General features: G+C 51.1%; 2 protein-coding genes. Both read right to left on the reverse strand.

Going from position 1 to position 6,860, the window contains the following annotated elements:
- Nucleotides 1-73: 73 nt before the first annotated feature.
- Complete coding sequence (locus ACO6V1_RS21665) at nt 74-3,136, reverse strand: hypothetical protein (RefSeq protein WP_422468487.1); 3,063 nt, start codon at nt 3,134-3,136, stop codon at nt 74-76.
- Between the two features lie 139 nt (nt 3,137-3,275).
- On the reverse strand, nt 3,276-6,860 hold a 3,585-nt coding region (locus ACO6V1_RS21670), incomplete at its 5' end, for a hypothetical protein (protein ID WP_422468489.1).

Genomic DNA, 6,860 nt, shown 5'->3' on the forward strand with positions numbered 1-6,860 from the left:
ATAGGGGAGACGTGGTAAGAGAAATACCTGCCACTTTGGTCTATTCGTTTAGAGTGTTATTTTTTCAAAAAGTTCATCGAGCTGAGTTTATTCGATCTTCTTCAGGATGCATCATCTCAAGCAGTGTCGTAATAAATGCCTTCCTTTTGATCTGGTAGCCATTAACCTGTGGAGCTGTTGATAGCCAGCCGTTAACCCTTTGCTCAAAATCATGACGGCAAACATGGCCAGTCAATTTCATTTGCAGATGCTCAGTCAGTGCATGCAGGCGTTGTTGTTCAAGCGCGGTGGCCGAACCGTCATTTGTCCCGGATCTGCCTTCAGAGTGCAGAGCGATAAACTGCCTGGCTTTATTCAGGGTAAGCAGGCAGCGTAGAAGTAAGCCATAAATACGTTCATCGGTATTTTGGGGGCTATTAAAAAGAAGGGTACGGGGGACGTCAAATACCGGCCCGTTTTGCAATTGCTCTGTCAGCGGATCAAGGTTCTCAGCAAGGTATTCCAGCGTATCATTGAGCAATCGGGTTTCTTCAGCAAACGACAAACACCATACCGGCCTGGCAACGCCGGGAACCTCAACGGCCAATCCTGTTGTATTTTGGGCTACCCTGGCGTCAACACTGACCTGAAACCCCAATGCCCTGGTCGCCAGATCACCATCTTCAAGGTCAATATTGTAGGCACCTGGCAGTTGAATCGCCGGACATCCCGGGACTGGTGAGATGATGATGCTTTTGGGGATGTCTGAATCCCTGTCGGTGTTAAGCGTCTGCAGCTTGGCAAGGAGTGTTCTGGTTGATTTTTCTGTCGTGCAGATAATGTCAATATCATTAAATACTGAGCAGAGGTTCTGTAAAAAACGGGCGTAAGAACCGGTAATCAGAATGGCTGGATCGTTATAAGAACCATTGATTTCCTGAATAATTTCCAGCACTTTCAGCGTTAGCGGAGTTAACTGTCGGGTCGACTTGTCCGGAACATCCGATCTGCCTGTTGTTAACGGTGGCTCCAGAGTTTGAGCCGCACTGGCGGTCACTGCCCGGGTGGCGCAGGTATTTTCTGTTTCATCCCGGTATTCCCTGACCTGATAAGGGCGTTGGCATTCCTTCCCGGGACTGGCAACGGATACCTCTACCGTGTTTGTTCGTTCAAACAATAAATTATCCATTATATTGGCTTCAGGACTGTATTGTTCAAACCAGCGGCCTAAAGCACGCTGCCAGTTGCTTCTTTTATGAAAACTCTGGAGGCACTCCAGAACCTGATGCCTGTGGATTTGTCGTCCATCAACAGGCTGGCTCCTGACATAGCAGTACGCCAGGAAGAAAAAATGCAGGCGTGCGTTCTGAAATGAGCGCTTCAGTGTTTTGATGGATTGCGATACCTGTTGTGCTGACACTCTCTGATGATCAATGGTCAATTCATTCTGCATCGCCATGAATTTCAATATGCATTGCAGTCGTTGCTGCTCATCTTTGACCGGTACGCTGTTTAAGATTTGCCAGGCCTTTTGCATGATATCCTGGGCTTCACTGGTTTCATCGCACTTATGAGATTGTTTCAGCTTTTTAATCAGATATCTGGTTTGCCCTGAAGAATGGTCCCCGGGTGCTGCATCAAACGCTGCTAATACCTGCCGGTTATCCAGGTAGTTGCCATGCAATTTTCTGGCATTCAATGCCAGCAGAGAGTAGAAAATCGCTCTTTCGAGCAACCAATTACCACTTTCATAATCCCGGATCACCGCTTCCGGTGTCACCTGTCGGCCATTCAATGGCAGGCCTCTCAGGCAACATTCGGCCTTGAAGCGCACTGTGGCCAGTTGGCCATCCGGACTATCCGGGAACTCCATAACCACCTCATCCGCTGTGACCTGCCTGCCTCCCAACGTCAGGCCCCTCAGGCAACATTGTTGCTTAAATCGTGCCAGCGCCAGTGGTGCCCTGGCGGCCTGAAAATTCCTAACAACAGTATCCGGCGTGACCCGCTGGCCATTCAACGGCAGGCTTTTCAGGCAACATTCTGCTTTGAAGCGCGCCAGCTCCAGCGTTGCCCTGGCTGCCTGATAAGCCTTAACCACGGCACCCGGTGTGACCTGATGGCCATTTAATGCCAGGCCTTTCAGGCAACATTCCGCTTTGAAGCGTGCCAGCGGGAGTATTGCATTGATTTCCAGGCACCCCTTAACCACCGTATCCGGTGTCACCTGCTGGCCATTTAACAGCAGGCCGCTCAGGCAACATTGTTCCTTAAAGCGCATTATTCCCAGTCTGCCTTCCGGGTCATCCGGGAAACTCTCAATCACCGTATCCGGTGTGATCTGATGACCATTCAGCAGCAGGCCCTTCAGGCAACACTCCTCTTTGAACCGTGCCAGTTCCAGTGTTGCTTTGGCTGCCTGACAACTCTTCACCACCGCATCCGGTGTGAGTAGCTGGCCATTCACTGCCAGGCCCTTCAGACAACATTCCGCCTTGAAGCGTGCCAGCCCCAGTCTGCCTTCCGGACTATCCGGGAAAGCCTGAATTACCGCAGCCGCTGTGACCTGCTGACCATTCAGGGTCAGGCTTTTCAGGCAACATTGCTCCTTAAAGTGCGCCACCCCCAGTTTGCCTTCCGGACCATCCGGGAAATCCCTGACCACGGTATCCGTTCTGACAGATTGGCCATTCAAGGTCAGGTTCCTCAGGCAGCATTCCGCCTTGAAGCGCGCTATCGCCAGCTGGCACTTGTTATTTCGACCTGGTTCCCGATTGAATTCCTGAATAACCTGATCCGGCGTTACTTTTCTATTGTTATGCAGAGTGTTTTGTAAGCAGAGTCTTTGCAGGAAGAAGCCACCTCTGAGCGAGGTCGTATCATTGCCATAGGCTCTAAGCACATCAGCTGAGGTGATTTGACGTCCGTTTAGTGGTGTTTTTTTCCAAAAGGCATTCTCAATACGCCTGGCCTCACCCATGGTGGAGGCTGTGCTTCTATGGCAGCGATGGCTGGAGATTCTTTTACCGTTAAATGTATTTGTGGAGCAGTCAGGCATCCTGCCTGAACCGGTTTGTCGGTCAGCCCGGGCAGCAGACTTTGGGTAGAAGTCGGTTGAAGTGGGTGCTTTCAGAATAAAACCCTGCGCACTTGGCATGTAAATACCACCGTTTGACCTCAGAGTGATTGTTAGGTTCCATTTAAGGTGTGCCAAGCCATGGTCATCACCTGATTTGCCACAACAAATCTATAATTATTGATGAGGATTAGTATCGATAACAGTTTTGGTTAGCTACTTATGCAGGATGCATCATCGCAAGCAGTGTTTTGGTAAAGTCCTTCTTCTGGAGCTGATGATCATTAACAGGCTGAGTTGTCGATAGCCAGTGGTTAATTGTGTGTTCAAAGCCATGACGGTAAACATGGCTATGTAATTTCGCTTGTAGATTTGCAGCGAGTGTATGCAGGCGCTGTTGTTCTTTTGCCTGCGGGGTAGTCTGGCCGTCAGGTTTTCCGGGTTTTTCTGCAGAGTGCAGGGCGATAAACTGCCTGGCTTTATTCAGGGTAAGCAGGCAGCGCATAAGCAAACCATAAATACGTTCATCGGTGTTTTGGGGCGTGTTAAAAAGCAGGGTTCGAGCTAAGCCAAATATCGCTCCTTTTTGCAATTGTTCTGTTAGCCTGTCAAGGTTCCTGGCAAGGTATTCCAGCGTATCGTTCAGTAACCGGGTTTCTTCCGTAAACGACAAACACCATACCGGCCTTTCAACGCCGGGAACGTGAATAGCCAGTTGTGCGGTATTTTCATGGGCTACTCTGACATCAATACTGACGTGAAGCTCCATTGCTTTCCTCCCCAGATCACCGGCTTTAAGTTGAATATTGTAGGCGTGTGGCAGTTTAATGGCCTGACATCCCTCGATTGGCCAGATGGTGACGCTTTTGGCGATTTCAGAATCCCAGTCGGTGTTCAGTGCCTGCAGCCTGTCAAAGAGTGTTCTGGAGGACGCTTCTTCCGTGCAGACAATGTCAATATCATTAAATGATGAGCAGAGATTCTGTAAAAAACGTCCGTAAGAACCGTTAATCAGCAGAGGGGGGATGGTATAAGAACTATTGATTTCCTGAATAATCTCCAGTGTTTTCAGTGTTAGCGCATTTAATCGTGGAACCGGCTTGTCCGGGATGCCTGTTTTTAACCTTTGCTTCAGGGTTTCAGCCATATAGACGGCAAATGTCTGGTGGGTGGAAGCGGTTTCTGTTGTATCCCGATATTCCCTGAGCTGGCAGGGGAGTGAGCCTTCCTTGCCCGGATTGGCAGCGAATACCTCTGCCGATGTTGTGCTTCGCTCAGAACGCTCGATAACGGGAATCACGTCGGGCAGGTGTTCTCCATGCTTATGTCCGGTGTTCTCGCTGTTAACGGCAACAGAAGCTTCCTGTTGACTGGCAAAGGTTGTATATCGGTGAGGACTGTCACTCCCCTGAGCATCGAGTAACTCATCCATTACACAGGCTTCGGAGCTGCATTCTTCAAACCAGCAGTTTAAAGCATGGCGCAGCCTGCTTCCTTCAAGAAAACTTTTAAGATACCTGATTACCTGATCCTTATGAATGTGCTGTCTGCCAATAGACTGTCTCGTGATACAGCAGTGCGCCAGAAAGAAGAAATGCAGGCGTGAATTCTTAAATGAGCGCCTCAGTGTTTTGATGGCATGGAATACCTGTTTTGCAGACACTTCCTGTTGATCAATTGTCCATTTATTCTCCATGGCCATGAATTTCAATATACATTGCAGTCGAGATTGCTCATCGTCTTTGACTGGCACTTTGGTTAAGATTTGCCAGGCCTGTTGAAGTATCTCCTGACCTTTGCTGGTTTCATCGTACCGGTGGGATTGCTGCAACCTTTGAACCAGATACCTGGTTTGCCTTGAAGTATGATCTCCGGGTATATCATTAAACGCTGCCAATACCTCCTCGTTATCCAGATATTTGCCATTCAGTTCTCTGGCATTCAATGCCAGTAGCGAATAAAAAATAGCTCTTTCGAGCAACCTGCCACCGCGTTCATAATCCTTAACCACGGCATCCGGTGTGACCTGCCGGCCATTCAACAGCAGCCCTTTCAGGCAACATTCCGATTTGAAGCGAGCCAGCTCCAGTGTTGCCCTGATTGCCTGATAACCACTGGCTACGGAATCCGGTGTGACCTGCTGGCCATTCAACAGCAGCCCTCTCAGGCAACAGTCCGCTGTGAAGCGCGCCACCCCCAGTTTGCCATCCGGACTGTCCGGGAAACTCTTAACCACCTCATCCGGTGTGACCTGGTCACCATTGAGCTTCAGGTCCTTCAGGCAGCAGTCTGCTTTAAAGCGTGCCAGTTCAAGTATTGCCCTGATGGCCTGATAATCCCCGACTACTTCCTCCGGTGTGACCTGCAGGTTATTCAAACACAGCCCCCTCAGGCAGCATTCTGCTTTAAAGCGCGCCAGCGCCAGTTTTGCTTTGGCTGCCTGGTACGCTTCGGCCACTGAATCCGGAGTGACTGGCTGGCGATTCAACGCCAGGCCTCTGAGACAACATTGTTCCTTAAAGCGCGCCAGCTCGAGTGTTGCCCTGACTGCCAGATAACCCTTAACCACGGCATCCGGTGTGACCTGCTGGCCATTCAACGTCAGGCCCCTCAGGCAACATTCCGCCTTGAAGCGCGCGATACCCAGTCTGCTTTCCCGACCACCCGGGAAACCCTTAATCACCGCATCCGGTGTGACCGGCTGACCATTCAACGCCAGGCCCCTCAGGCAACATTCCGCTTTAAAGTGCGCTTGGCCCAGTTTGCCTGCCGGACTGCCCGGGAAATCCCTGACCACCTCGTCCGGGGTGACCCGGTTGCCAGCCAGTGTCAGGCCTCTCATACAGCATTCCGCTTTGAAGCGCGCCAGCTCCAGTGTTGCCCTGGTGGCCTGATAATCCTTAACCACCGCATCCGGTGTGACCAGCTGGCCATCCAGCGTCAGGCCACGCAGACAACATTCTGATTTGAAGCGCGCGCTCCCCAGTTTGCCCAACGGATTATCCGGGTAATCCCTGATCACCTCATCCGGTGTCACTTGCCGACCATTCAACGGCAAGGACTTCAGGCAACATTGCTCCTTAAAGCGTGCCAGCTCCAGTGGTGCTTTGGCCGCCTGATAATCTTTAATTACCTCACTCTGGCTGACCGGCTGGCCGTTCAATGGCAGGTTCTTCAGGTAGCATTCTGCTTTGAAGCGTGCTCTCCCCAGTTTGCCTTCCGGGCTATTCGGGAAATCCATAAACACCTCATCCGGTGTGACCAGCAGGTCATGCAGCGGCAGGCCTTTCAGATAGTAGTCCGCTTTGAAGCGTGCGATCCCCAGTTTGCCCTCCGGACTATTCGGGAAAGCTTTAACTACCTGCTCCAGTGTGACCTGCTGGTCATTCAAAAGCAGGCCCCGCAGGCAACATTCTGCTGTGAAGCGCGCCAATCCCAATATTTCCCTGGCTGCCTGAAAATCCTTAACCACCTCATCCGGTGTGATCTGTTCCCCATTCAGCGGCAGCTCCCTCAGGCAACAGTGTTCCTTAAAGCGTGCCAGCTCCAGTGCTGCCCTGGTGTCCTGAAAATCCTTAATCACTGACGCCGGTGTGATCCGATGGCCATTTATCGGCAGGCTCCTCAGGCAGCATTCCGCTTTGAAGCGCGCTTTTGCCAGTTTGCCTTCCGGGCTATCCGGGAAATCCTTAAACGCCGCACCCGTTGTCACCTGCTGGCCATTCAACGGCAGGTTCCTCAGACAACATTCCGCTTTAAAGTGCGCCATTTCCAGTTTTGCGTTGGCGGCCTGAAAACCCTTCAA

It is taken from the genome of Endozoicomonas sp. ALC013, assembly GCF_049310205.1.
Taxonomy (GTDB): Bacteria; Pseudomonadota; Gammaproteobacteria; order Pseudomonadales; family Endozoicomonadaceae; genus Endozoicomonas.